General features: G+C 40.8%; 30 protein-coding genes. 10 read left to right on the plus strand and 20 right to left on the minus strand.

Annotated elements, in window-relative coordinates; translation table 11 throughout:
• Positions 1 to 139: 139 nt before the first annotated feature.
• Both OFO12_RS05090 and OFO12_RS05095 read left to right on the plus strand, forming a co-directional pair.
• Positions 140 to 847: a DUF4198 domain-containing protein gene (locus OFO12_RS05090; protein WP_270869717.1), complete on the plus strand. Its 708-nt coding sequence runs from the start codon at positions 140 to 142 to the stop codon at positions 845 to 847.
• Positions 844 to 1275: a carboxypeptidase-like regulatory domain-containing protein gene (locus OFO12_RS05095; RefSeq protein ID WP_270869718.1), complete on the plus strand. Its 432-nt coding sequence runs from the start codon at positions 844 to 846 to the stop codon at positions 1273 to 1275. The genes OFO12_RS05090 and OFO12_RS05095 overlap by 4 nt, the downstream gene beginning before the upstream one ends.
• Before the next feature lie 65 nt (positions 1276 to 1340).
• Here OFO12_RS05095 and OFO12_RS05100 read toward each other — a convergent pair whose 3' ends face one another.
• The 10 genes from OFO12_RS05100 to OFO12_RS05145 form a co-directional block, all read right to left on the minus strand.
• Complete coding sequence (locus OFO12_RS05100; protein WP_270869719.1) at positions 1341 to 1832, minus strand: GNAT family N-acetyltransferase; 492 nt, start codon at positions 1830 to 1832, stop codon at positions 1341 to 1343.
• Positions 1833 to 1916: 84 nt separating this feature from the next.
• Positions 1917 to 2468, minus strand: coding sequence for a c-type cytochrome (locus OFO12_RS05105; protein ID WP_270869720.1), 552 nt, complete (start codon positions 2466 to 2468; stop codon positions 1917 to 1919).
• A gap of 123 nt (positions 2469 to 2591) precedes the next feature.
• Positions 2592 to 3878 (minus strand): citrate synthase, encoded by a 1287-nt coding sequence (locus OFO12_RS05110; RefSeq protein ID WP_270858317.1) that lies wholly within the window; start codon positions 3876 to 3878, stop codon positions 2592 to 2594.
• Between the two features lie 90 nt (positions 3879 to 3968).
• Complete coding sequence (locus tag OFO12_RS05115; RefSeq protein WP_270869721.1) at positions 3969 to 4919, minus strand: PstS family phosphate ABC transporter substrate-binding protein; 951 nt, start codon at positions 4917 to 4919, stop codon at positions 3969 to 3971.
• A 3-nt stretch (positions 4920 to 4922) separates the two neighbouring features.
• Positions 4923 to 5060 (minus strand): hypothetical protein, encoded by a 138-nt coding sequence (locus OFO12_RS05120; protein ID WP_270859331.1) that lies wholly within the window; start codon positions 5058 to 5060, stop codon positions 4923 to 4925.
• Positions 5061 to 5069: 9 nt separating this feature from the next.
• The gene (locus OFO12_RS05125) at positions 5070 to 5300 is read right to left on the minus strand and encodes a hypothetical protein (RefSeq protein WP_270869722.1); all 231 of its coding nucleotides are present in this window, start codon (positions 5298 to 5300) and stop codon (positions 5070 to 5072) included.
• Between the two features lie 18 nt (positions 5301 to 5318).
• Positions 5319 to 5582, minus strand: coding sequence for a hypothetical protein (locus OFO12_RS05130; protein ID WP_270869723.1), 264 nt, complete (start codon positions 5580 to 5582; stop codon positions 5319 to 5321).
• A gap of 3 nt (positions 5583 to 5585) precedes the next feature.
• A complete protein-coding gene (gene hisB, locus OFO12_RS05135; RefSeq protein ID WP_270869724.1) occupies positions 5586 to 6158 on the minus strand; it encodes an imidazoleglycerol-phosphate dehydratase HisB in 573 nt (190 codons plus the stop codon).
• Between the two features lie 24 nt (positions 6159 to 6182).
• Positions 6183 to 8579: an endopeptidase La gene (lon, locus tag OFO12_RS05140; protein WP_270869725.1), complete on the minus strand. Its 2397-nt coding sequence runs from the start codon at positions 8577 to 8579 to the stop codon at positions 6183 to 6185.
• Positions 8580 to 8589: 10 nt separating this feature from the next.
• Positions 8590 to 9237 (minus strand): outer membrane protein assembly factor BamD, encoded by a 648-nt coding sequence (locus tag OFO12_RS05145; protein WP_270869726.1) that lies wholly within the window; start codon positions 9235 to 9237, stop codon positions 8590 to 8592.
• 189 nt (positions 9238 to 9426) lie between these two features.
• On the opposite strand from OFO12_RS05145, the gene OFO12_RS05150 reads away from it, so the two are divergent.
• The 4 genes from OFO12_RS05150 to hpf are packed head-to-tail and all read left to right on the plus strand — an operon-like array spanning position 9427 to position 12243.
• Complete coding sequence (locus OFO12_RS05150) at positions 9427 to 10155, plus strand: type II secretion system protein (protein WP_270869727.1); 729 nt, start codon at positions 9427 to 9429, stop codon at positions 10153 to 10155.
• Positions 10156 to 10163: 8 nt separating this feature from the next.
• The gene (locus OFO12_RS05155; protein WP_270862293.1) at positions 10164 to 11147 is read left to right on the plus strand and encodes a type II secretion system protein; all 984 of its coding nucleotides are present in this window, start codon (positions 10164 to 10166) and stop codon (positions 11145 to 11147) included.
• Positions 11147 to 11683: a type II secretion system protein gene (locus OFO12_RS05160; protein ID WP_270869728.1), complete on the plus strand. Its 537-nt coding sequence runs from the start codon at positions 11147 to 11149 to the stop codon at positions 11681 to 11683. The genes OFO12_RS05155 and OFO12_RS05160 overlap by 1 nt, the downstream gene beginning before the upstream one ends.
• 17 nt (positions 11684 to 11700) lie before the next feature.
• Positions 11701 to 12243, plus strand: a complete 543-nt coding sequence (hpf, locus tag OFO12_RS05165; RefSeq protein ID WP_270859340.1) for a ribosome hibernation-promoting factor, HPF/YfiA family — start codon at positions 11701 to 11703, stop codon at positions 12241 to 12243.
• Between the two features lie 118 nt (positions 12244 to 12361).
• Here hpf and OFO12_RS05170 read toward each other — a convergent pair whose 3' ends face one another.
• On the minus strand, positions 12362 to 13159 hold the full coding sequence (locus OFO12_RS05170; RefSeq protein ID WP_270869729.1) for a 3'-5' exonuclease: 798 nt from the start codon (positions 13157 to 13159) through the stop codon (positions 12362 to 12364).
• On the minus strand, positions 13156 to 13797 hold the full coding sequence (rpe, locus tag OFO12_RS05175; protein ID WP_270862519.1) for a ribulose-phosphate 3-epimerase: 642 nt from the start codon (positions 13795 to 13797) through the stop codon (positions 13156 to 13158). The genes OFO12_RS05170 and rpe overlap by 4 nt, the downstream gene beginning before the upstream one ends.
• A 150-nt stretch (positions 13798 to 13947) precedes the next feature.
• On the opposite strand from rpe, the gene rpmB reads away from it, so the two are divergent.
• From rpmB to OFO12_RS05195, 4 genes are all read left to right on the plus strand, one after another.
• Positions 13948 to 14139, plus strand: coding sequence for a 50S ribosomal protein L28 (gene rpmB, locus OFO12_RS05180; RefSeq protein WP_270859292.1), 192 nt, complete (start codon positions 13948 to 13950; stop codon positions 14137 to 14139).
• An 18-nt stretch (positions 14140 to 14157) separates the two neighbouring features.
• Positions 14158 to 15288: a potassium channel family protein gene (locus OFO12_RS05185; protein WP_270859293.1), complete on the plus strand. Its 1131-nt coding sequence runs from the start codon at positions 14158 to 14160 to the stop codon at positions 15286 to 15288.
• Positions 15281 to 16474, plus strand: coding sequence for a bifunctional glutamate N-acetyltransferase/amino-acid acetyltransferase ArgJ (gene argJ, locus OFO12_RS05190; RefSeq protein WP_270869730.1), 1194 nt, complete (start codon positions 15281 to 15283; stop codon positions 16472 to 16474). The genes OFO12_RS05185 and argJ overlap by 8 nt, the downstream gene beginning before the upstream one ends.
• A gap of 64 nt (positions 16475 to 16538) precedes the next feature.
• Entirely contained in the window at positions 16539 to 17060 is a 522-nt protein-coding gene (locus OFO12_RS05195) for a hypothetical protein (protein ID WP_270869731.1), read from the plus strand.
• 78 nt (positions 17061 to 17138) lie between these two features.
• Here the strand turns inward: OFO12_RS05195 and OFO12_RS05200 are convergent, their stop codons facing one another.
• The 8 genes from OFO12_RS05200 to OFO12_RS05235 form a co-directional block, all read right to left on the minus strand.
• Positions 17139 to 17441 (minus strand): hypothetical protein, encoded by a 303-nt coding sequence (locus OFO12_RS05200; RefSeq protein WP_270865162.1) that lies wholly within the window; start codon positions 17439 to 17441, stop codon positions 17139 to 17141.
• A 99-nt stretch (positions 17442 to 17540) separates the two neighbouring features.
• A complete protein-coding gene (locus tag OFO12_RS05205) occupies positions 17541 to 18074 on the minus strand; it encodes a type II secretion system protein (protein WP_270869732.1) in 534 nt (177 codons plus the stop codon).
• A gap of 83 nt (positions 18075 to 18157) precedes the next feature.
• Positions 18158 to 18580, minus strand: coding sequence for a peptidoglycan-binding protein LysM (lysM, locus tag OFO12_RS05210; protein ID WP_270862304.1), 423 nt, complete (start codon positions 18578 to 18580; stop codon positions 18158 to 18160).
• A gap of 385 nt (positions 18581 to 18965) precedes the next feature.
• Positions 18966 to 19832, minus strand: a complete 867-nt coding sequence (gene htpX, locus OFO12_RS05215; RefSeq protein ID WP_270869733.1) for a zinc metalloprotease HtpX — start codon at positions 19830 to 19832, stop codon at positions 18966 to 18968.
• Entirely contained in the window at positions 19820 to 20356 is a 537-nt protein-coding gene (locus tag OFO12_RS05220; protein WP_270869734.1) for a hypothetical protein, read from the minus strand. The genes htpX and OFO12_RS05220 overlap by 13 nt, the downstream gene beginning before the upstream one ends.
• A complete protein-coding gene (locus OFO12_RS05225; protein ID WP_270869735.1) occupies positions 20353 to 20583 on the minus strand; it encodes a hypothetical protein in 231 nt (76 codons plus the stop codon). Before OFO12_RS05225 ends, OFO12_RS05220 begins: the two co-directional genes overlap by 4 nt.
• A gap of 9 nt (positions 20584 to 20592) precedes the next feature.
• Positions 20593 to 20973 (minus strand): type II toxin-antitoxin system death-on-curing family toxin, encoded by a 381-nt coding sequence (locus tag OFO12_RS05230; RefSeq protein ID WP_270865584.1) that lies wholly within the window; start codon positions 20971 to 20973, stop codon positions 20593 to 20595.
• Positions 20970 to 21170 (minus strand): hypothetical protein, encoded by a 201-nt coding sequence (locus OFO12_RS05235; protein WP_270862309.1) that lies wholly within the window; start codon positions 21168 to 21170, stop codon positions 20970 to 20972. The genes OFO12_RS05230 and OFO12_RS05235 overlap by 4 nt, the downstream gene beginning before the upstream one ends.

Here is a 21170-nt window from a genome sequence, read left to right on the forward strand (position 1 = left end):
TCTAGCATAAAAGGGCTTAAAATTCGTATATATTGCAACGAAAGAAAAAATTTATATTAGTAACACCAAAATTCAATTAATATTAAAATTTAGTCGCTATAATACTAATCCATTTTTAATAATATTCAAGGAGAATTTTATGTTTAAAAAAGCACTTCTTTTCGTTGCATTTTGTATGTGTGCAAATGCCCACCAAATCGTTATCCAAAACATCGACACGAACAGATACGAGGTCAAATTTTGGGCTCATGGCGAGTATGAAAAATACGAAAGCGAGCAGTTGATCGCAGCTAACGGCTACGATGAAAATCTAAAACCTATCAAAACAGGAATTGATTATAAATTTGACGATGCGAACGCCGCACCTGTCGTGCTAACAGCAAGCAAACCAGCTGTAATGAGCGGAATTTACGACGCTGGGTATTGGATAGAAACCGATGAGGGCGGAAGCTTCGTCAAAGGCGGATTAAAGAGCGTTAAAGGCGCAGTTTTTGCAAATTCAAGAAGCCTAAAAATCGGCAAAACTTACTTTTCGTGGAACGAAGCAATGCTAAGCCCGATAGGCCTTGATTTCGAAATCGTTGCTTTGGCAAATCCTTTTTCGCTAAAAGACGGCGACAAACTCCCTGTTTTGGTGCTCAAAAACGGCAAACCATCGCCAAAAACCAAATTTGAAGTCGGCGTGCATGAGGATTGGGAATTTAGCACAAACGAATTTGGTATCGCGCTAATCCCTGTCGAAAAAGGGCTAAATGTAATCGCTGCCAAAAGCGCTAGGAGCGAGTATTCAGACCCAAATGCCAACAAACTCTTAATCCAAACCTCAATCACATTTGAGCGAAAATGAGAGTTTTAATCAGCGTTTTGTTTTGCGCTATTTTGGCGTTTGCGCATGGTATTAGCTACAATATCACGCGTGGCGAGGCTGTGATAATCAATGCAAATTTTGCCACTTCTATCCCAGCCAAAAACGCCAAAGTTCGCATTTACCAAGGGGAAAGTGCGCTTGCTATGCAAATCGCACAGACGGACGAAAACGGCAAACTAGCCTTTTTGCCACCTGCGCCCGGGAAATACCGCGTCGAAATAAGTGCGCAGAGTGATCACGGCGAGCACAGAAGCGAATTTAGCGTGGATATTGATGAGAATTTCGGCGTTAGCAAATACGATGAGCTAGCCTTTGCGAAATATCAAGGGCTACTTAGCGTGATTGGCATTATTTTTGGACTTTTTGGCATTATTGCGCTAATAAAAAGCAAAAAACGCGCGATTTAGCGCGAATTTAAGGGTTAAATTTAACTAAATTTTATGTTCTCCCTATCTAAAATTTCTACCCAAATTTAACCCTTTTTACTCTCCCAGCGCATTTGATACCAGCTTTTATCGCCGAATTTTGATTTGCAAATTCCCTCATCTACAAAGCCAAATTTTTCGTAAAATTTCACCAAACGCTCTTCGCAGGTTAGCACGATTCCGCTTTTTGCGCGCGCTAGGGCGTGTCTTTGTAGGGTGCCTATCAGCGCAGAGCCGATCTCACGACCCCTAAATTCTGGCACCACGCCAAGGCTTAGCCCCATTAGCCACGCGCCGTCTTTGTCGTGAAATTTAGTGCCAAAAAACATATCATCATCGAAATCTCGCTCATTTGTGCATAGCGACACAATCTCGCCTATGATTTGATTATTTTCGCAGGCTACGAAAATATCATCAGCGAATTTCACCAAAAACTCGCCAAAAGCCTCTTTGCTAACCCTTTGATTTGGCGGAAATGAAATGTCCTCTATGGCTTTGATAGCGTCCAAATCTGCGGTTTTCGCGCTTCGTATTTGCATAAATACTCCGAATTTTAAAATTTGAAGGAATTTAGGATTGCTAAATTTAGCCAAAGGCCAAATTTAGCAAAATTTTGAGTTAAATTAGTTTTTAAACGATTCGATATATGCGTTTAAAACGCCGATTTGATCGTCGCTTATGCGAAGTTGGCCTCTCATCACTGCGCCCATACCATAGTAACCCTTGCCGTCGTTTGCGGTGCCGTCTTTTAGGGCGTGGAGCTTCTCTAATCTCTCTTCGCTAGATAAATTTACGATAGGTGGGACTTTTGTGTAGGTTTTTTCGCCTTTTGCGCCGTGGCAAGCTACGCAGGTTTTATACAGCAATGCGCCTTGTTCTGCCACTTCTGGGCTTACGCTAGGCGCAGGAGCGGCTGCGGTTGCGTTTGTATCAGCTGTGGTTTCAGCCGCATCAGTAGCATTTGCCTCTGCACTTGGTTGGGTAGCAGTCGCGTTTGCCTCGGCTGCGACCTCGCTATTAGCGTTTGTTTCGCTTGCATTAGCAGGAGTCATATATGCGCCTAAATCCAAATTCGCCGCGTCTGGCATGGTTTCTACCGTGAGCTCTGGTGCCCCGTAAGACAAAGAGCCCAAACAAAATACCGCGCAAGATATTAAAAACAATTTTCTTTTCATTTTTACCCCTTTCATAAAAACACAAGATTATAGCGTAAAATTTTAATAAATTTTAAATTATCGTAAAATTTTTGGGTTAAATTTTGCATTTAAATTTAACCCAAAATTTGCCCTAAATTTGGGCTATTCGTTTATGCGCTCTGGGCCAATGTAGAGTTGGCGAGGGCGGACTATTTTGATACTCTCTTGCTCTTTGAGCTCTATCCATTGCGCCATCCAGCCAGGGCTTCGTCCCATTACGAAGATTACGGCAAACATTTCTGTCGGAATTCCGAGCGCTTTTAGGATTAGACCTGAGTTGAAATCGACATTTGGATAGAGGTTGCGAGATACGAAATATTCGTCATTTAGCACGATTTCTTCTAATCTATTTGCCACACGGATTAAATTCGTATCGATTCCAATCTCTTCGATGAGCTGATTTCGCAGACCTTTTAGCACCTTGGCGCGCGGATCGTAGTTTTTATAGACGCGGTGTCCAAAGCCCATTAGGCGGAACGGATCGGATTTGTCCTTGGCTTTGGCGATGTATTTATCGACATTTTCTGGTGTGCCTATCATTTCTAGCTGGCGAATTACGCTTTCGTTCGCCCCGCCATGCGCGTGTCCCCACAGCGCGCCGATACCTGCGCTTATGCACGCATAAGGGTGAGCGTGAGTAGAACCCACCGTGCGCACAGTCGTCGTTGAGGCGTTTTGCTCGTGGTCAGCGTGGAGCATAAGCACGCTATCTAGGGCTTTGACCTCGATTGGTTTGAGATCGACATGCGAGTGTGGGAAGCTTCGCATCATATACAAGAAATTTTCCGTAAATCCGCGCGCCAAATCAGGGTAAATGATAGGATAGCCTTTGGAGTGGCGATAATAAAATGCTGCTAATGTTGGCATTTTGGCTACTAATCGTTTTGCCATTTCCATGTATTCGCTAGGATCATCAAAGCTCATATCTTTGGAGTAATACGCGCTAAGCGTGGCGATACATGCCTGCAAAACCGCCATAGGGTGGGCGCGATCTGGAAATGCGTCGAAAAGTTTTAGGATTTTTTCGTTGATAAATGAGCGGGTTTTTAGCTCGTATAAAAACGCGTTGTATTCGTCCTTGCTAGGCAGTTTTTTATTTAGCAGTAGATACACGACATCAAGGTAGCGTTTGTTTTGCGCTAGCCACGCGATATCGTATCCGCGGTGCATGAGCTCGCCCTTTTCGCCATCTATATATGTGATTGAGCTTTTGCACATGGCTGTGGAGGTATATCCCCTATCTAGGGTAAACATTCCAGTGTCTTTGTAAAAATTTGAAATGTCAATTACGCTAGGACCCATTGTGCCATCAAGGATTGGGAAGTCGTATGTCGCGCCATTGCGGTTGTCGCGCAAGGTAACGGAGTTGGAAAATTGAGTTTCGCTCATCATCGCCCCTTTTAAAAAATCTAATCCGTGGATTATAGCTAAAATTTAGACATTTTATTAAACGAGATAGGATTAAAATTGTTAAATTTATTATTTTACCCCCACATATCCGCTTTGCTCGATGATTTCTTGCCCCTGGTTGCTTAAAATCCACTCTAAAATTTTGGCGATATTTTCGTTTTTGTTATTTTTGTCATACACAGCATAAATTTCGCCTATTATCGGATACGAGCGGTTTTTGATATTTTCTTTATTTGGGTAAATTCCATTTAAGCTTAGTATTTTAACCTTACCGTTTGCAACCAAACTCTCCACATAGTAGCGAAACGAAAAACCAATGGCTGAGCCAAAAAATCCAAGCGTGTTTCGCTTCATTTTTTCATCTTTCATAAACGCACTCATCGCACTTTGCGAACCGCTGCCTTCGTTTCGTTGCACAGCGTCAATGTATAAATTTGCCCCGCCTACTTGCGACCATTTTGTGATTTTTCCGCTATAAATTTCCTTGATTTGAGTGGTGCTTAAATTTGACACAGGATTATCTTTATGGACGATAAAAACAAAGGCTTCAAGCCCGATTGGGACAAATTCTAAATTTGCTCCTTTGCTTTTGGCGTATTCTAGTTGCGATTTTGAGGGCTTTGCGACAAAGATAATATCAGCCGTGCCGTCAGCCACTGCCTTGTAAGCACCACGAGTGTTTGTGTAGTGAAGTCTGCTTTGCTCGGTAAAATTTGCTCCGTCAAATTTGACGCTTTCTTTTGGATAAATCGCACTCACAAAAGCTGAAAATACGGGAAACAAAGCCGCCGCTCCGTCTATAACTGGCAAGTCGCCTTGCAAATTTAAATTTGCCTGTGTTTTGTAAATGTGTGAATTCTCATCAAAGGGCAAAAATTTGCTAATTTCGATTGATTTTGCCTGCATTTCTGGGTTTGTGGAGTTTTTGTAGCGTTTGGTAATGCCGTGATAAAATGCCAAATCAAACGCCAAAAACGCTAAAATGAGCGAAATGATTGTTAAAATTTGAGATTTTTTCACGGATCATTTCCCGTTTGCGATATACGAAATAATCGAACATTTGCTTTGCAAATCAAAAGTATAAGCAATTAGCCCAGCCACGCTAAATGCCCAAATAACGCAAATCGCAAGGATTATTTTATAAAATTTTTCATCACTCATAAATTTTCCTTACATTGTAGCACCGGGCAATGACATTAAAATCATAAACACCACAAAAGAAGAAATAAGGACAATCGCTACAATTACAAGAGATAAAATTATATAAATCAATGTGTTGGTAAGTTTTGAGCCACCTCTTGTATTAAGATAGGCTTTAATTTTTTTATCGACAATTCCAACTCCGACAAGCAATAAAATCGGAATTCCCCATAAAAGTATTGTAAAAAATAAATCGCCCATTTTAAAACTTTCCTAAATTTACATATGAAAAATTGGCTCTTGGAATATTAAATTTGTGATATATAAATCAATTGTAATAACTGCACAAATGCAGGTTATAATGGCAAATTTTAAGACTACTTTTTTCAAATTTTTATAATCCAAATTTTCTTTATCGCTTCTTTTTAGCTCAATAAAACCATATAATGAAATGATTAACAAAACTATTGTTATACTAATTGGGATAAATAAAGAATACGAAAGTATCCAAAAAAATTCAAAAAGCCAAAGTAATGTATCCATACGCTACAACACGCCTTTTGTGCTTGGCGTTCCTGTGCGTGAGTTTTTGGCGACGGCTCGTCTAAATGCGACTGCAAATGCCTTAAACGACGCTTCTGCTATGTGATGAGCGTTGTCGCCACGCAAATTTATGAGATGTAGTGTGATACCAGCGTTAAACGCAAGGGCTCTGAAAAACTCAGCGATTAACTCAGCGTCAAATTCGCCGATTTTGCCGGTTTTCAAACCTTCATAAACTAAATACGCTCTGTTTGATAAATCCAAAGCACAGCTAGTCGCTGCTTCGTCCATGACAACCACGCTATCGCCGTATCGCTCGACATTTTGAATCGGATAAATCGCTTCTTTTATCGCTTCACCCAGCACGATTCCGCAATCTTCGACGCTGTGGTGAAAATCCACTTCCAAATCGCCCTTGCAAACAAGCTTTATATCCATTAGCGAGTGCTTACACAAAGCTGTTAGCATGTGATCAAAAAAGCCAATTCCTGTGCTAATCTCAGCCTTGCCTGAGCCGTAAATTTCAAGCTCTAAGCTTATGTCGGTCTCTTTCGTTTTTCTAGTTTTGCTTATCATTTCATCTCCTTTAAAAGGCTAAATTCAGACCAATGCGATTTTTAGCACATCTTCTATGTGATCGACTGGCGTGATTTGCATGGCGTTTTTGACTTCATCTGGAATCTCGTCCAAATCGCGCTCGAAATTTTTGCGCGGGATTAGGGCGTGGGTGATTTTGGCCTTGTGCGCAGCGATTAATTTTTCCTTTAATCCGCCGATTGCAAGCACAGCCCCACTTAGCGTAATCTCACCCGTCATCGCCACATCGAAACGCACCTTTTTCTCGCTTAAAATCGACGCAATCGCCGTTGCTAGCGTGATTCCAGCACTTGGGCCGTCTTTTGGCGTGGCGCCCTCTGGGACATGGATATGCAGGTCAAATTTGTTATAAATTTGCTCGTCTTTTGCCAAATTTGCGCTTTTTTCAAATTTTAATTTTCCATTATCGATTAGGACTTTTATCACGCTAAATGCGATTTGAGCGGATTCCTTCATCACATCGCCAAGCTGACCGGTAATCGTCATCGCACCCTTACCCTTGATTTTAATCGCTTCGATTTTTAGGACATCGCCACCTACGCTCGTCCAAGCTAGGCCATTTACAATGCCGATTTGGTTCGTTTTTTTCACGGCGTCGATTTCAAAAACCTTTTTATCCAAAAATTCTTCTAAATTTTTGGTTGTTATGGCAAGTTTTTTAAATTCGCTATCTTTTAGAATTCTAACGGCGATTTTACGGCAAATCGTTGCGATTTGGCGGCGCAGGTTACGCACACCTGACTCTCTGGTGTATTCGGCGATGATTTTTTCAAGCGCAGTAGAGTGAAAGCTGATATCGGCTGGTTTGAGCCCGTGTCGCTCTAATTCCTGCGGGATTAGATAGTTTTTTGCGATTTGAAATTTCTCTTGCGGGGTGTATGAGCTAAGCCCGATAAACTCCATTCTGTCGCGAAGTGGGGCAGGTATTTGGGAAATATCGTTCGCTGTGGCGATAAAAATAATCTTGCTTAAATCGATATCGAAATTTAGGTAATAATCCCTAAATGCTGAATTTTGCTCTGGATCTAAAATTTCGAGTAAAACAGCGGTCGGATCGCCTTTATACGAGGTGGATACCTTGTCGATTTCATCTAGCACGACGACTGGATTCATCTGTTTTGCGCCGATTAAACCCTGCACCAAACGCCCTGGCATGGCGCCTACATAGGTGCGGCGATGCCCTCTTAGCTCATTGACATCTTCTAATCCGCCAAGCGCAATACGGATTAATTTGCGTTTTAGCGCAGTGGCGATTGAGTTTGCTAGGCTGGTTTTACCCACGCCAGGAGGTCCGTAAAAGCACAAAATCGCGCCGTTATTCACGCGTTTGCCCTCTTTATCCACGCTTCCGCGAAGCTCTAAAAGCTCTTTTAGTGCGAAATACTCTTCGATACGCTCTTTTGGCTTTTCTAGGGAATAATGGTCTTTGTTTAGCTGTTTGCTTACGCTTTGGATTGAGAGTTTTTCCTTTGCTATTTGCTCAAATGGGATTTCCAAAACCCAGTCGAGATAGCTTTGCGAAAGCCCTGCGTCTGCGCTGTCTGGGTGAAGGCGCGCAAATTTGTCGATTTGCTTTTTTATCTCTTTGTAGGCTTCATCGCTGATAAATGGCTTTTTTAGGTCTAGTTTTTTTCTATATTCTTCGATTTCGACCTCTCTGTCGCTATCTGAGCCAAGCTCTTTTTGGATTTGTTTTAACTGCTCTTTTAAAAAATACTCTTTGTTGGTTTGATCGATTTTGCTATGAACCTTGCTTTTGATCTCTTTTTCGAGGCGATAAGATTCGATTTCATCGGCAATGTAGGCGATGAGATCGAAAATTCTTTTTTCTAAATTTAACTGCGAAAAAAACGAATACGCTATCTCTTTTTTGACCCTGAGCGCGCTTAGTGTTAAATCGCAAATTCGCGATGCGTCTGTGTTTTCCTCGATAGTTTTAAGCAGATCGTTTGGGAAAAAGTGTGTTAGGCTACTTAGGGCTTTGACTCTCTCTTTTAAAACATTGATTGATGCGTCGATTTTCGCTTCGTCGCCTCGCTCGTCATGGACGATACCGATAGTGGCAAATAGCGGGTTTTGCGAAATTTCGTGCAGAATTTTGCCCTTTGCAGAGCCTTGGAATAAAATTTTAACCCTGCCATCAGGAAGTGGCACTGTGCGCATGATAGTGCCGATTACGCCGATATGATAAATCCCGCCGAAGCTTCTGTCGCCGTTAAATTCGGGCGTCGAGCTTACTACCATTATCATAGATTCATTTTTTATGGCAAGATCGATGGCTCTTTTGTTTTTTTCATCGCTTATGAAAAGCGGAGTTATCATAAACGGATATAAAAATAGTTCGTCCTCGACCAAAATTGGCAAATCTGTGGGAAATTTTTTATTTTGTGATAACTGCATTAGAAATTTCCTACTCAAATATCGCACGATACCATGGGGATTGCGGTTTGATAATCTCGGTGCTGTTCATCGGCGAATTTTCGATTCTACTTTCATAAATTTTGGCTGATTCGTCCTTGCCAGTGCGCTCGTAAAGGTCTTTTATGTCTTTATTGAGCTGGTGTTCGGCTAAGCGAAGTTTGGTCATCATGGTTTCTAATAGCGGTCTATACTGGCTTTGAGGGTATTCGATGATAAATTTGCGAATTTCGTCTATGCTATTTAGCATTAATCGCTGATTGCGACCTGGGCGTGAAAATGAGTCGAAATTTGCTCTGATTTTTAGGTATCTTGCATATTCGATTTTTCTCGCGGTGCCGTATCTGCGGATGTATTCGTCTAGATATTTGTTTGCTTTTTCGTAATTTTCGTCATCGACGAAGGCTTGTGCCATAATCAGCGTCATTTCTTCCAAAAGCGGTGAAGCGATGTGCTCGCTAGCAAAGCTCGTGTAGTGCGTCTCAGCATCATCGTATGAAAGCGAGTTTAAATCGTCTAGGATTTGCGCATACCATGCTTCTTGGCTGAGGTTAAAAAGTGTGCCATCGCCCTTCGAGCTACAACCGCTGATAAATGCGACAAATAAGGCACAAAGTAGAAATTTGATTAAATTTTGCATATTTTTTCCTTGTGAAATTTTAACCCGCAATTCTATAATATTTAGGTAAATATACACCAAAATTTCACTCAAATTTTAAAAATTTCATTTTGTATGCGTAAAAATAGCAAATTTAAGGTTTTGCGTTGTATAATTATGCGTCTAGCAGTGGATATTGAGTATCCATGAGTAAAATTTAAGGAAGGCGAGATGAAAAAGGGTTTCACTCTGATTGAGTTGGTCTTTACCATCGTAATCTTGGCTATTACTACAATGGCCATACCGCGTATAGTCGCTCAGACGGTAAATTTGAATATGTTTGCCGTGCAACAGGAGCTTGTTTATAATGCTAAATCTATGATGAGCCGTATCCAGCCAGCGAAGTGGGATAGCAATTATATTGTAGTGGATTGTGGTAGCGATTCTGCATGTAAGTTACCTCCGATGATACATACCGTAGCAGCTGATGAAGCGGCAGCTAGGCCAGGAATTAACAAGGGGTATAATACGGTCACTGGTGGTGGTATTGATCCTGGTATGAGAAAAATCAGCTTAGCTACTCCTACGCCATACGCCAATTTCGGTACAGGAGCAAATGCGATATCTTTCGGAGATGCTACTAACTACAACGATGTAGATGATTACAATGGTTTTGCTCATGTTTTAAATGTGGATGATTTGGTAACTGGCGATTTTGTATTGACTACAAATACAGCTGTTAGAGTGGATTATGTAGCAGATCCAATAGATGCTGGATCTAATTATGCTAATAGCCAAAATTTAGTGGCAAATTTTAGTGATACCTTTGCAAATGGAAATCCTACTGATGTCAAATTGGTTTCAGTAACATCGACAAATGCAGCAGATGGAACTAGTGTAGTTCTTAGATACTATACTTTTAACATTGGCGTAGAAAACCAAACCGTTGCTTATAGATAGGATTGAACATGAAAAAGGGTTTTACTTTAATAGAATTAGTAATGGTCATAGTGATTTTGGGTATAATCTCTATGTTTGGTGCAGACTTGTATTCTCAGATATATAGATCATATTTGCATACCCGTGCTTTAAATCAGTTAGAATCAAGAACGCAAAATGCAATAACTTTGATAACAAATAGATTGGAATATCGTGTGCCTGGCACTACAATAGGCAGGATAGATGGACAACCTATCAATCAATTTTTAGAGCTTCCTAGCACTACATCAGCACACAATATTTTAGAGTGGATTGGTCAAAGTATAGAGACTAAGGATATAAATAATCAAAGACCTGGTTGGAGTGGATTTGTAGATGTACAATCAATCCCAACACCTTGGGCTGCTGGCAACAACAATATAAATTCCCAAGGAAGTAATTTAACCAGCGTAGGCGGTATAATTAGTAATCTAACATGCGCCGCAAGAGGGTGTGCTGCTGGCAGATATAATAATTTCGCGGTTATATTTAAAAGTGTGGCTAGTGATTTTTATGGTGGCCAGATTAATACTGCTTTTGGTTATAGTGGGACAAATTTGGCGGCTGATAGGATATTTGTGGCAGATGCTACTGTAAATGCAGGTGCAAATGAAACTTTAACTATCACTAATTATCCTGCAAATGCAAGTGGAGATAGAGAATTTTCGGAACAGTATTATTTGGTTCATTCTGCTTACACGATTTATCCGACTGGGACCGCAAATGTAAATTATGGTGGCCAAGCAAGTCAAAATTTCAATCTTATGTTGGCTTATAATTACAGACCATGGCTTGGTGAAACATACAATGGTGCCACTACAAGTAATGCACTTTTGGCCGAGGATGTGTTTATGTTTAGGCTTAGAGATGAGGCGGGATCGATTGCTATGAAACTATGTATGAGAGATAATGGTAGAAATTTTGACCCTAATCAATTAGATATGGTTATGTGTAAATCTCAGGTGGTGTACTAATGAAAAAGATGAGAAGAGCCTTTGGCTTGATAGCCGCAATATTTTTTATCGTTTTAGTTGCCACTACGGCTATTACTGCGCTTTCTATCGCTACGATGACAGCCCGCGATACAAATAATGCTCACAACCGCGAGCAGGCTGTGCTTTTAGCGCAAAGTGCGACAGAGTATGCTGTTTTGGCTATGCAAAAGCATCAGTATCCAGCGTGTAATAGTGGCATTGCTCCTTGTGCTGCAACAGAAAATTGCTTACAAACTATAAATATTACCTATCCAAATGCACAAAATCCATTGTTTAATATAAATGTGAGAATAGATTATTTGGATATGAATTTTCGAAGCGCATGTAATCTTAATACCATAGGACAAATACCATTACAAAACACTATGATTGATGATCCTGCTAATCCTGGAAATAAAATAAATAGTGGAGTTGTGCAAAGCCATCAAGCATTAATCGATGTTACTGTTACATCTACCAATGCTCTTGGCGAACCAAGAATCAGATACCATAGAAGAACAATACAAAAACCTTAATTTCAATGGAGGAAAGAATGAATTTAAGTATAGTAGGAAAACAGTTTGAACTAACAGACGCTATTAAGGATTATATCACACAAGCGTTTGATAGTCTAAAAAAATACAACCTTGACATTATATCAGGTCGCGCTGTCGTATCAGCAGATGAAAAACAAGGTCGCAAGGGCTTCGTCATGGATTTTTCGCTAAATTTGGCTCACCAAGACACAATCGTAGTGCGCGAAAAAGACAAAGACCTATACGCAGCGGTAGATAACGCAACAAATCGCCTTGCAAAAGTGCTTCGTCGCTACCACGACAAGGTAAATTCGCACAAAAACCGCGATGATATGAAACAAAGCGCAGTAGATGAAATCATCAAGGCTAGCGAGCCGAATTTAGACGATAATGTCGATGAAATCGTCCCAACAGAGCTAGATCTTTACAAACCGCTAGAAATCGACGAGGCGCTAAATAAATTAAAAGAAAGCACCGATCAATTCCTAGTTTTCAACGATATGGACGCTAAAATGCGCGTTTTATACAAACGTAAAGACGGCAAATTTGGATTATTCTAGGATTTGATTTTCTAAATTTTGTCAAATTTCACGGACAGGTTCGCCTGTCCGTTTTTTTATGTCTAAAATTTCTATAAGTTATAAATATATCGTTATAAAATCAAATTTAAATTTTTGTTTATGAATTACAATTTTTGCTCGTTGTATTTTTCAGCCCTGCTGTGCGGGAAAATAGTATCAAATCCTCCGTGCTTTGCACGCTCCATGGAAGTGCGCTTATGGCGTGAGCGAAGATTTCCTTGCACGAAATAGCGTCGCTGTAAGCCCTGTGGTGGGTGTTTTCGATACCCAAAAGCTCTTTTAGTGCGCCGAGATTGTATTTAGGCGACTCTATCGTGCGACGCGCTAGCTCGACGGTGCAAATTTTGCGGTTTAGCAGCATGCCAAACCCGCATTTTTGCATACTTGCGTCGATAAAACCATAATCAAATTTGACATTGTGCGCTACGAAAATCGCGTCGCCTAAAAATAGTCGAAACCGCTCCAAAACGCTAGCTAGGCTTGGTGCGCCCACCAAATCGTGCGCGCTAATTCCGGTTAGTTCGGTGATACCCTCTGGCACGAAATTTGCATAGACAAAGCTCTCAAATCTATCCAAAACTCGCCCACCTTGCACCTTTATCGCGCCGATTTCGATGATTTGGCCGCTGCTTAGCCCGCCACTGGTCTCAATATCCACAAAGCAAAAAATCTCGTCTTCGATATCGGTTTCGCGGGTTTTGAGCGTGATTTTGCCGTTGTCTAGCTTGATGACATTTAGCCCCATGGCGCGCCACATGCTAAAATCTTTTGGCTCAAAAAGCTCCGCAATTAGCTCGATTTTTTGCGCTTTGGCGATAAAATCGTGGTAGTTTATGCTTTTTTGCGCCAAAAGTTCGATTAGGTTATCAAGCCCTTTTCTGCTGTCTTGGCTCATACTTTTAGGGCTTTGATAGCTTCGCTATAATCGTTTGATGAAAATACGAAATTTCCAGCCACGACGATGTCTGCGCCTGCACTATCTAGCTCGGCGACATTTAGTCCATTTACGCCACCATCGACTTCGATCATACATTTTGCGCCCCGTTTTTCGATTAAATTTCTAAGTTCTGAAATTTTACGCAGGGCTGAGGGGATAAATTTTTGCCCGCCAAAGCCCGGATTTACGCTCATTAAAAGCACCATATCAACCTCGTCTATGATATAATCAAGCGCGCTAATTGGTGTGTGTGGATTGAGCGTGATAGCGGGGCTGACGCCGTTTTTGCGGATATGATCTATCAAGCGCAAAGGGTGTTTTTCTTCCTCGATATGAAAGCTTAAAAATTTCGGTTTTAGTGGCAAAAATAAATCAGCGAAAAACGGCACATTTTGCACCATTAAATGAATATCAAGAGGCTTTGTGGAGGCCTTGGCTACGGCATTTACGACAAGTGGGCCGATTGTGAGATTTGGCACGAAGTGTCCGTCCATGACATCGACATGGATCAGATCTGCTCCTGCGTCGCATACTGCGCGAACTTCTTCGCTAAGCCTGCCAAAATCAGCCGATAAAATACTAGGGGCTACATACATATCAAATTTCCTTATCAAATTTATAAAACCCGCAATTTTACTAATTTTTCTCATAAATTTTGCTAAATTTAATACTTTGTATAATTTAAGCAAATTTTGAAATTTTTTAAGATATAATCGCCGTTTATTTTCAAATTATAAGGATTTATTATGGCAAGAAGATGCGCAATCACTGGCAAAGGTGCGATGGTAGGAAACAATGTAAGCCACGCAAACAACAGAACTAAGAAAAAATTCCAAGTCAATCTACGCACAGTTCGCGTTCAGCTAGAAGACGGCACTACAAGAAAAATCAAAGTAGCTGCTTCAACTCTAAGAACAATGAAAAAACAATCAAGATAACCTTAAAAAGAGGAATTTATGTCTATTTTAGGCAGAATAAAATTATTCCTCAACTGGTCCGGCTCTACTAAACCGGACATTAACCTTTATAGCGAAATTTACGACGAACTACGCCCATTTAGACTTCCACTAATTATCATTGTTTTAATGCAGTTAGTGGGGACTTTGGGCTATATATTCACCGCTGGATTTTCGCTAGTTGATGCAATTTATCAAGCAGGCATGACATTTACCACCGTCGGATTTACCGAGGTGGCGCCAATCCCGCCTGCTGGCAGACTTTTTACAATCGCATTTATTTTGATGGGCTTTGGGACATTTTCGTTTTGTCTGGGTGTCGTCGTCGAAGTTATCAAAAAAGGAACACTGCAAAATTTAATCAGGGAGCAAGCTATGATAAACAATATTGCAAGGCTCAAAAATCACTACATTATATGCTATAACAACTCGTATTGTGCGGAGTTGGCGAAGGAATTTCGCGCCAATCATATCCCATTTGTCGTCATTGATCCAAACCCAGATTTGGCAAAAAGTGCTGATGAAAATTTATACCCATACTACATAATCGGTGATCCGCACGAGCAAAAAACGCTTTTAAAAGCGCACCTTTCAAGCGCAAAATCCATAATCACGCTAAGTCCAAATTTAGCCGATAATATCGCTATTATCACGCTTGTTAGGCTTTATGAAAAAGAGCTAGGGCGTATTACGCCGTATTTTATCATGGCAAATTCTGACAGCGACAGCGACAGCGAACGCCTCAAAAAACTTGGCGCAAATTCTGTCGTATTGCCGTCCAAACTCGCCGCACAGCGTCTTTCGGCGATTAGCGTGCGCCCAGATATGGAAAATATCCTAGAACGCCTCGTTTATCAAAAAGACTCTCCGATTGATATCGAAGAAATTTTAGTCCCTGAGTTTTCGTGGATGAGGTTCAAACGCCTCAAAGAAACCCGCCTCAAAGAGATGACAAACGCAAATATCGTGGGCGTGAAGGAAGCTAACAATCGCTTTGTAGCTATGCCTGATGGGGATTATCTAATCGGCACTGGCGCGAAATTGCTAGTCATCGGCACAGCCGAGGGTATTAGGGATACCAAAAAGCTAATTAGAAGCAAATACAAACCGCAGGAGATGAAATATGTATAAAATCGCCCCTTTGCAAAACGGCCTAGAAAATATCGATGGATTTTATTTTGGCGGGCTAAATTCTGGATTTAAAAAGGTCGGAAATGATTTGGGATTTATTAGAGCCGATGAGCCGTTTGCTATAAGCGCGATTTTTACGAGTAATAAATTTGCCGCTGCGCCAATAGCGCATTTTAGGCGAATTTTAGAGAAAAACGGCGGGGAATTTCGCACGAATTTCATTTTGATAAATTCTAAAAACGCAAACGCAATGACCGGCGAAGCTGGTATTGGCGATATAGATGAAATTTTCTCTGAAATTTCAAAATTTACACCCTTAGTAAATCCTGTGATGAGCTCAACCGGCGTCATTGGATATAGATTAAAAAAAGAAAAAATCATAGCCGCTGCGAAAAATTTCGACCTTATGGCGCGCGATTCTGATGCCATAGCCACGGCGATTATGACGACAGACACGCTAAAAAAGGAGTTTGCTTACGAAGTTAGCTTAGATAGTGGCGAGAAATTTCACATAGCAGGCATTTGCAAGGGTGCGGGTATGATAAATCCAGCTTTGGCGACTATGCTTTGCTATATTTTAACAGACGCGAAAATCCCGCACTCTGATATGGGCGAGCTTTTAAGCGAGGCTGTGGAGGATAGCTTTAATAGGGTCAGTGTCGATGGCGATACTAGCACGAACGATACTGTCATGCTAGCGACCAGTGCGCGCGCTAGCTATGATAAAGAGGCGTTTCGTGCCGCGCTGAAAAAACTCGCACTCGACCTTGCCTTAATGCTAGTGCGTGATGGCGAGGGTGCGAATAAGCTGGTAAAATTTAGAGTTTTTGGCGCGAAAAATGATAATGAAGCCAAAAAGGCTGCCAAGGCTTTGTCAAATTCTCCGCTTGTCAAAACAGCGATTTATGGCGAGGATCCGAACTGGGGGCGCATAGCCTCTACAATCGGCGCGTGCGGGATAGAGTGCGACGCCGAAAAACTCGTGATAAAATACGACGACGCGCTTGTGTATGATAGCGCGCACCGCGAGCTAGACGAGGAGCGCGAAAGGCTAGCGCACGAAGTAATGCAAAAGGCCGAATTTGAAATTTCATGCGATTTGGGGCTAGGAGCGGGCGAATTTAGCGCGTATGGCTGTGATCTCAGCTATGAATATGTCAAAATAAACGCAGATTACAGGTCGTAATTTAGCGAAATTTGCGCCTGTAAGGGTGGTTTATCGAAAAATATCTATGAAATCAAATAAATTTATGCAATTTATTTTGGAAAACATTTATTATATTTTGTTTTCTGCTACGCTTTTTTTCATATCGTTTAATATAGAAACTAATTTGAAAAACACCGAATATATCGAAGGAAAAGTAACATCTATCAAGGAAATAGCGGTAAAAAATTTTAGAGATCAAGTTTTATCGCCTAGAAAATATTACAATGTCTGCATTAAAAATAACGCTGGGAATAGTTGTATTAAGGTCGTAGAGCCAAATTTGGGATTTGAGTCGATAGTTAGTTATTTGAGCAAAAATAATTATTTTTTTACATTTTGGGTAAAAAAGGAAAGTTTTGGCGATGTTTATAAAATTTACAAAGCGCTTGTTTATGAAGACGAGCAGAAAACAAAAATTCTAAAATTTTATAGTGGAAAAGACGCAGAAATCGTAAAATTTTCACAAAAAGAGCTTCGATTATACAAAAATTTTACCTTGTTTTTGGCGATTGCGTTTTTGTGGGTTATCTTTAAAAGAAGGAAGTTAGTTCGAAATTGGTTATAAAATATCGAATAAATAGTGATAAAAGTTTTAGAGTAGTTAAATTTGACGCAAATTTCAAAATTTTGCGCCAATTTTCAATCATACTTCACAAAAAGATGATGATTTTAAAACCATTTTTCCATTGAGATAGTTAAGTTGGATATCTATCACCAATACGCCTTTTTTGAAAATCATTGATTTGAAATTCTTTTGCAATTCCTCAAACGCTGGCGTTTTGGCGCAAGAAAACAGAGCAATTTCTTGGTTTTGCACATAGATCGAAACGACGAAATTCCCAGGATTTTCATCGTCTTTTGCCGTGTTTAAAAAAATCTCTTTTGCATCGAAAGCCTTGGTTTGCGGACAGCCGTCTCCTGGAAATTCGTTGATTAAAATTCGCACATTAACTCCTTTTGATAGAATTTCGTAATTTTATCCAAAACAAAAGAATTTTGGCGCAAAATTTTAGAATTTTAAAATTTGCACCAAATTTTGAAAATTTTATCTAAATTTATTCGGATTTAATCCGCCGATTCGTGTGCCTTTGGCTGTTTTGTTCGCGCCAGTTTCGTCTGTGTATGTGAAACTCACATCGCGCATTGATTTCATTGTGGCTTGATTGTGCGCTAGTTCGCACGCATTTGAAGCACCCGTGCTCATACCATCTATGCGCACCCAAGCACCCATGTATTCGCTCACGCCGTAAGTTAGGGCGTAGCAAGGTTTGTTTTTGACTCTGATGTGCATTGACACGCTACCGCCGTTAGCTAGGCACGAGCCGTTGCCCGCGTGCGCGCCACCAGCGGCTGAGCTAAATGTGGCGACATTGCTCATAAAATTTGGATTATTGCTAAGACAGCCGTTTGCGTTGTAGTAGTTTGTGATATCGCTAGTAAGGGTCTTTATATTTGTCATCAATCGCACGATTTCAGCATCGTCCCTGCTGGCGTTCATTCTAGGCAGAGCGATACTAGATAAAATTCCCAAAACAACGATAACAAAAACAAGTTCGATCATAGTAAAAGCGTTTTTCATAACCTGCTCCTAGCTAAATTTTGGGTGATTATACAAAAATTTGAAAAATAAAAAAAGAGTAGGGCGCGTTTGCGCCCATAAATTTAGATTTTTGGAATTCTGATTTTTTGACCTGGATAGATTAGGTTCGCGTCTTTGATGACTTCGCGATTGGCCTCGAAAATCACAGGGTATTTGTTAGCATCGCCGTAGAATTTCTTAGCGATTTTTGAAAGGTTGTCGCCTTTGACGATAGTGTAGTAGTTCTCTTCGCTATCTTCATTGACGCCTTCGATTTCTACGCTTGAAATTCCATTTACATTTCCTGCGATTAGAGCGGCTTTTTCAAGAGTTTCTTTGTCGGCGTTTCCGCTTACTTTAACGACATTGCCCTCGATTTTGACATCTAAGCCCTCGATTGGGGTAGAAGAAAGGTTTTTGGTAATCTCGTCTTTGACATTTTGCTCGTCGTTTCCGATACCAAGTAGCTTTTTACCAGCATTTGCAACAAATGAAAGTAATCCCATTTTTTCTCCTTTGATGAAAAATAAAATGTGATTTTAACGCAAGATAGTAAATATTTGAAAAAATGAAAATTTGTGATTATTGTCTGCGCGTATGCAAAAATGCGAAGCATTTCCGTAAAAATAAAGCCAGCTAAATTTAGAAAAACGAAGTTTTTCTAAATTTAGCCACTTCTAAGGTTTTACAGGGGTGGGGGTTGGTAAGGGGGAGGGTAGCGTCTCCTAAAAAGCGCGCCCTCCCCCTTACGAGAAAAGCAAAATTTCGCCTAAAATTTACAAAATCGTTCAATGCTAAATTTAGGTTGAATTTTGAATTTAAATTTTTCTGGATTGCTTCGCTTTCTGCGAAAGCTCGCAATGACAGATTAAAGCAATTTAGTGTCAAATTTTACATTTGGATAGCGATTTTGTCTTTTAGCTCTTCGAGTTTTGCGATACGGTCGCTTGTGCTAGGGTGCGTGCTAAAAAGCTGAGAGAAATTCGCCTTAATCCCGCTAAATGGGTTTATGATAAACATGTGCGCAGTCGATCCCGTCGCAGAGTGCATGCGGTAGTTTTTGGCGTAATTATCCAGCTTGGATAGAGCAGAAATCAGCCACTCAGGGTGCCCTGTAAGTGCGGCTGCACCGGCGTCTGCTTTGAATTCTCTGGTGCGTGAGATTGCCATTTGGATTACGCTAGCAGCTAGCGGCATTATCACGGCTCCAATTAGCAAGAAAATTCCGTTTGCGCCACCGCGATTTTGCGAGTTTGAGCCAGCAATCGCGCCAAATTTGGCGAAATTTGCTAGCATTGCGATTGCGCCTGCAAACATCGCAGCGACCGAGCCGATTAGGATATCGTAGTGATTAACATGGCTTAGCTCGTGAGCTAGCACGCCCTCGATTTCTTGCGGGCTCATTAGATTTAGCAGGCCTTGTGTAACGGCGACTGCGGCGTTGTTTGGGTTGCGACCTGTGGCGAAAGCGTTTGGAACTTGCTCGTTAATGATATAGATTTTTGGCATTGGCAAATTCGCCTTAGCGCATAGGCGATCGATTATGTCGTATAGCATAGGCTGACTCTCGGCAGTTACAGGCGTAGCGCGGTAGTGTTTCAAGACTAGTTTGTCGCTGAAAAAATAGCTGAAAAAATTCATACCGCACGCCACGACAAACGCCATAATCATACCTTTTTGTCCGCCAATTAGGCTGCCGACGAACATAAAAAGTAGCACTAGCCCGCTCATTAGCAGGGCGGTTTTTATTTTTTCCATATATCCTCCTTGGATAAATTTTTCGCACTGATTTTTGTGTCTAAATTTTTGATTTTTCCGCCTAAATTTTTGGTTAGACCGATTAGGCCTTGCGGATTGATGTGTGGCAGGTGAAATTTACGCCCACCCGCAAAAAGCCCGCTTAAAAAGGATTTTGGGCGGTTTGCGATGGCTTCTTTGAAAACCACAGCGTCGATTCCAAGCTCGGCAAGCTGTTTTAGAGCGCGAGGCGAGCTTGCAAACATCGCGATTTTAGCGTCAAAAAGATAGTCGTTGGCCAGCTTTTGCGCGAGTGGAGCGGTTTTTTTATTTACGATGATAAATCTCGCACCTGCGCCGTTTGCGAGCAGAATTTCGTTTAGGTTGTTTGTAATGACGCTGAAATTTTTCTCCGTGCTTTTGGCTAGCGAGATTAATTTAGGATCAAATTTAAAGAGCAAATTATCGTATCTGAAAATCTCGTCTGTGTGTTTGATAGCGTAAAACGGCTCGTAATCAACCAATTCATGCCCTAGAATAATCATTTTTTTTCCTTTATTTTTGCCAAGCAAGATTTGCAAATTTGGCGCGAATTATGCGAGATAAGCGCGCTAGTTTCGTAGTATGTCCCGCACTCATCGCAAGGTATTAGTGCTGTTGGCTCTTGCTCGCCCTTTGTGTCTGCGCTCTCGCCCTTTTTGGCGCGAAATTTCGGCACGATTAAAAAATAAATTAATGCAATAATTATCGCTAATGATAAAAGTTTTCCCATTTTTGGCCTTTAAATTTTTAATAAATTTTCAAATATTTCTTGCAATTTTTCTTTTGAAATACTGCCGTCTGCGACGCTTACGACTATATTTTCCATAAATTCGTAAAAACTATCTTTGTCAAAAACTGCCTCGTTAATTATCAAAAAAGCCTTTGAAAGCATTATGGCGCTCCGTTTGTTTCCGTCTAAAAATGGGTGAAATTTGACACACGAAAACATTAAATGCGTTACTTTTTCTGCAATGCTAGGATAGTATAAATCGTTTTTGATATTTTCTAATGCTGAGGCTAAATAGCCGATTTGAGCGTTATTGTAGCCAATCAATCCGCCCATTTTTTCTAAAACGCCGTCATGCAAAGATATGGCTTGATTTAGCGTTAAATATTTCATTTATCTTTTAGCCTTTCAAAGACAGCGCGATTTTTAGGGTTTTCGAAAATATCGTTTAAAATTTCGTTTTTGAAATTTTCAAAATCTTGTGTTTGCTCTGCTTTGTAGCCGATTTTTTGGCAAAATTGCGCAAAAAATTCAACTTCGCCATTTGGAACCAAAACCAACATAGGCGTAAAATCCTTTGAAGTTTGCAT

It is taken from the genome of Campylobacter sp. JMF_04 NA10, assembly GCF_027737655.1.
GTDB lineage: Bacteria > Campylobacterota > Campylobacteria > Campylobacterales > Campylobacteraceae > Campylobacter_B.

What these genes read in the sequence shown, in the direction of transcription:
- OFO12_RS05090 (WP_270869717.1), top strand. Translation starts at nt 140, where the DNA reads ATGTTTAAAAAAGCACTTCTTTTCGTTGCATTTTGTATGTGTGCAAAT.
- OFO12_RS05095 (WP_270869718.1), top strand. Translation starts at nt 844, where the DNA reads ATGAGAGTTTTAATCAGCGTTTTGTTTTGCGCTATTTTGGCGTTTGCG.
- OFO12_RS05100 (WP_270869719.1), bottom strand. Translation starts at nt 1,832, where the DNA reads ATGCAAATACGAAGCGCGAAAACCGCAGATTTGGACGCTATCAAAGCC.
- OFO12_RS05105 (WP_270869720.1), bottom strand. Translation starts at nt 2,468, where the DNA reads ATGAAAAGAAAATTGTTTTTAATATCTTGCGCGGTATTTTGTTTGGGC.
- OFO12_RS05110 (WP_270858317.1), bottom strand. Translation starts at nt 3,878, where the DNA reads ATGAGCGAAACTCAATTTTCCAACTCCGTTACCTTGCGCGACAACCGC.
- OFO12_RS05120 (WP_270859331.1), bottom strand. Translation starts at nt 5,060, where the DNA reads ATGAGTGATGAAAAATTTTATAAAATAATCCTTGCGATTTGCGTTATT.
- OFO12_RS05125 (WP_270869722.1), bottom strand. Translation starts at nt 5,300, where the DNA reads ATGGGCGATTTATTTTTTACAATACTTTTATGGGGAATTCCGATTTTA.
- OFO12_RS05130 (WP_270869723.1), bottom strand. Translation starts at nt 5,582, where the DNA reads ATGGATACATTACTTTGGCTTTTTGAATTTTTTTGGATACTTTCGTAT.
- hisB (WP_270869724.1), bottom strand. Translation starts at nt 6,158, where the DNA reads ATGATAAGCAAAACTAGAAAAACGAAAGAGACCGACATAAGCTTAGAG.
- lon (WP_270869725.1), bottom strand. Translation starts at nt 8,579, where the DNA reads ATGCAGTTATCACAAAATAAAAAATTTCCCACAGATTTGCCAATTTTG.
- OFO12_RS05145 (WP_270869726.1), bottom strand. Translation starts at nt 9,237, where the DNA reads ATGCAAAATTTAATCAAATTTCTACTTTGTGCCTTATTTGTCGCATTT.
- OFO12_RS05150 (WP_270869727.1), top strand. Translation starts at nt 9,427, where the DNA reads ATGAAAAAGGGTTTCACTCTGATTGAGTTGGTCTTTACCATCGTAATC.
- OFO12_RS05155 (WP_270862293.1), top strand. Translation starts at nt 10,164, where the DNA reads ATGAAAAAGGGTTTTACTTTAATAGAATTAGTAATGGTCATAGTGATT.
- OFO12_RS05160 (WP_270869728.1), top strand. Translation starts at nt 11,147, where the DNA reads ATGAAAAAGATGAGAAGAGCCTTTGGCTTGATAGCCGCAATATTTTTT.
- hpf (WP_270859340.1), top strand. Translation starts at nt 11,701, where the DNA reads ATGAATTTAAGTATAGTAGGAAAACAGTTTGAACTAACAGACGCTATT.
- OFO12_RS05170 (WP_270869729.1), bottom strand. Translation starts at nt 13,159, where the DNA reads ATGAGCCAAGACAGCAGAAAAGGGCTTGATAACCTAATCGAACTTTTG.
- rpe (WP_270862519.1), bottom strand. Translation starts at nt 13,797, where the DNA reads ATGTATGTAGCCCCTAGTATTTTATCGGCTGATTTTGGCAGGCTTAGC.
- rpmB (WP_270859292.1), top strand. Translation starts at nt 13,948, where the DNA reads ATGGCAAGAAGATGCGCAATCACTGGCAAAGGTGCGATGGTAGGAAAC.
- OFO12_RS05185 (WP_270859293.1), top strand. Translation starts at nt 14,158, where the DNA reads ATGTCTATTTTAGGCAGAATAAAATTATTCCTCAACTGGTCCGGCTCT.
- argJ (WP_270869730.1), top strand. Translation starts at nt 15,281, where the DNA reads ATGTATAAAATCGCCCCTTTGCAAAACGGCCTAGAAAATATCGATGGA.
- OFO12_RS05195 (WP_270869731.1), top strand. Translation starts at nt 16,539, where the DNA reads ATGCAATTTATTTTGGAAAACATTTATTATATTTTGTTTTCTGCTACG.
- OFO12_RS05205 (WP_270869732.1), bottom strand. Translation starts at nt 18,074, where the DNA reads ATGAAAAACGCTTTTACTATGATCGAACTTGTTTTTGTTATCGTTGTT.
- lysM (WP_270862304.1), bottom strand. Translation starts at nt 18,580, where the DNA reads ATGGGATTACTTTCATTTGTTGCAAATGCTGGTAAAAAGCTACTTGGT.
- htpX (WP_270869733.1), bottom strand. Translation starts at nt 19,832, where the DNA reads ATGGAAAAAATAAAAACCGCCCTGCTAATGAGCGGGCTAGTGCTACTT.
- OFO12_RS05220 (WP_270869734.1), bottom strand. Translation starts at nt 20,356, where the DNA reads ATGATTATTCTAGGGCATGAATTGGTTGATTACGAGCCGTTTTACGCT.
- OFO12_RS05225 (WP_270869735.1), bottom strand. Translation starts at nt 20,583, where the DNA reads ATGGGAAAACTTTTATCATTAGCGATAATTATTGCATTAATTTATTTT.
- OFO12_RS05230 (WP_270865584.1), bottom strand. Translation starts at nt 20,973, where the DNA reads ATGAAATATTTAACGCTAAATCAAGCCATATCTTTGCATGACGGCGTT.
- OFO12_RS05235 (WP_270862309.1), bottom strand. Translation starts at nt 21,170, where the DNA reads ATGCAAACTTCAAAGGATTTTACGCCTATGTTGGTTTTGGTTCCAAAT.